Here is a 2,172-nt window from a genome sequence, read left to right as displayed (position 1 = left end):
GTGACAGTAGGTTTCGCCTTCTTGGTAGCGAGATGTGCCGGCCCCCTGTCACGGCCACGATGAGCCGGCTGCTTTTCGGAGGCTGCCGCAATTGTAAACTTGGCCGATTTTGTTCGGCTATTGGCTTTGGATGACGCGAGTTTAATCGGCTGATCGGCAGCCGTCCTATTGGAGCAGGCGAAGCCATGTTTGTCAGTGCACGATTCTATGGCCGCTTGGCGCGGTGGTTGACGACTACAGCCGACCAAGGTCGCGGCCAGCGCGATGATGAGAGGTGTTCTCAAGCAATCACCCTAGAGGATGAATTCCTGCCGGTATTCTCTCTGCGTATTGATCTCCGCGCTGATCGTTATCTTTTGTGCGAGAGTGTTAAACGAGCATTAAGCGTCCGCCGTCAGGTACGAGAAACCGCCGTATGGTTAACGCCAGGGGTGGAGCGCGTCACATTGGTTCACGCGGCGGATCGCGCCCGCTATAGCGACATTCTCCGACGGGTAGGGCTGACAGAACACTGATCTTCAACCGCAAGCGAGTCGCTGGCCCAATACCGCCAATGTCTCAGTTGGGTCACAATCGGAAGCCGGGATCGGTTGCAGCGTTGGTCGGCCTCCAGCCCTGAAAGCAGAGCATTGCTGCGGGGGCGGTCGAGGTCAGCTGAGGGCCGATTCCGTTGAAAAAGGCGGCTGTTGCGACGCAGAGGGATCAGTGATTCAGTCTGTCTAGGTGGCAGGACTGAAGATCATGATGGGACATCGGCAAGTCGAACAGGCTGCGTTGTTCTACGAATTCTCGCTCGAGAAGCATATTCCCGCCGACCATCTGCTGCGGTCGATCGATAGATTTGTCGACCTTGAACAGATTAGGAAGGACCTGGCGCCTTTCTATAGCAGTATTGGCCGACCTTCGATCGATCCCGAGCTGATGATCCGGATGCTCTTAGTCGGTTACTGCTTCGGGATCCGATCGGAGCGGCGGCTGTGCGATGAGGTCCACCTCAATTTGGCTTACCGGTGGTTCTGCCGGCTGGGTCTGGAAGGGGCGGTGCCGGACCATTCGACATTCTCCAAAAACAGGCATGGCCGCTTCCGGGAGAGCGATCTCTTCCGTCGCGTTTTCGAGAGCGTTTTACACCGCTGTATTGAGGAGCGGCTGGTCGGCGGTGAAGGATTTGCAGTCGATGCGAGCCTGATCAAGGCCGACGCCAATCGGCAGAAGGGAATCGAAGGCGACAAGGGACTTCCACCGGAGGCCGCCGGCCGAGCGATCAATGAGTATCTGGCTGTCCTCGATGATGCCGCTTTCGGCGCAGCGACCGAGGTCACGCCGAAGTTCGTGTCGCCTGCCGACCCGGCGGCGCGCTGGACGGGGGCGCACGGCGGCCAAGCCTTCTTCGCCTACTCGACGAACTACCTGGTCGACGTCGAGAACGCGATCATCGTCGATGTCGAGGCGACCACGGCCATCCGGCAGGCGGAGGTGTTGGCCGCCAAGCGCATGATTGAGCGCTCGCTGGAGCGGTTCGATCTCTATCCGAACCGGCTTCTCGGCGACAGCGGCTATGGCTCAGCCGAGATGCTCGGCTGGTTGGTTTACGAGCATGGCATCGAGCCACACGTTACAGTGTTCGACAAGTCGGCACGCACAGATGGGATCTTCTCGCGCGAAGACTTCACCTATGATCATGCAAGGGACGTCTACCGCTGTCCTGACGGCAAGATCCTCACCACGACCGGAGCGCTGGTGAACGATGGAGCCACGATGCTTTACCTCGCTATCAAGCGCGATTGCGATCGATGCGTATTGAAGTCCCAGTGCTGCCCCAAGCAGGCTTCACGGAGGGTGCCGCGCTCGATCTACGAGGGCGCTCGCGACATGGCGCGCCAGATCGCAAGATCGTGGGAGGGGCGCACTTCGCGTCGGCTCCGCAAAAAGATCGAGATGCTGTTCGCGCACCTCAAGCGCATTCTCAAGCTCGACCGTTTACGGTTACGAGGCCCAAACGGTGCGCGCGACGAGTTCACCCTCGCAGCCACCGCTCAGAACCTTCGCAAGCTGGCCAAGCTGATCCCGATGCAAACCCTCAAGCCCGCATAAGGGTCAGCAAAGCCGTTCGGCTACATCGGCGCGGGCGCCAATACATCGGATTACTGCCGCCTTTTTCAACGGAATCGG

1 protein-coding gene is annotated in these 2,172 nt (G+C 59.3%); it reads left to right on the top strand.

Features of this window, described 5'->3' with window-relative positions; genetic code table 11:
• Positions 1-741 precede the first annotated feature (741 nt).
• On the top strand, positions 742-2,094 hold the full coding sequence (locus AXW67_RS14080; RefSeq protein WP_063678360.1) for an IS1182 family transposase: 1,353 nt from the start codon (positions 742-744) through the stop codon (positions 2,092-2,094).
• The last annotated feature ends 78 nt before the right edge of the window (positions 2,095-2,172 follow it).

The organism is Bradyrhizobium neotropicale (assembly GCF_001641695.1).
Taxonomy (GTDB): Bacteria; Pseudomonadota; Alphaproteobacteria; order Rhizobiales; family Xanthobacteraceae; genus Bradyrhizobium; species Bradyrhizobium neotropicale.
This window is presented reverse-complemented; position numbering and strand designations above follow the sequence as displayed.

What these genes read in the sequence shown, in the direction of transcription:
- AXW67_RS14080 (WP_063678360.1), top strand. Translation starts at nt 742, where the DNA reads ATGATGGGACATCGGCAAGTCGAACAGGCTGCGTTGTTCTACGAATTC.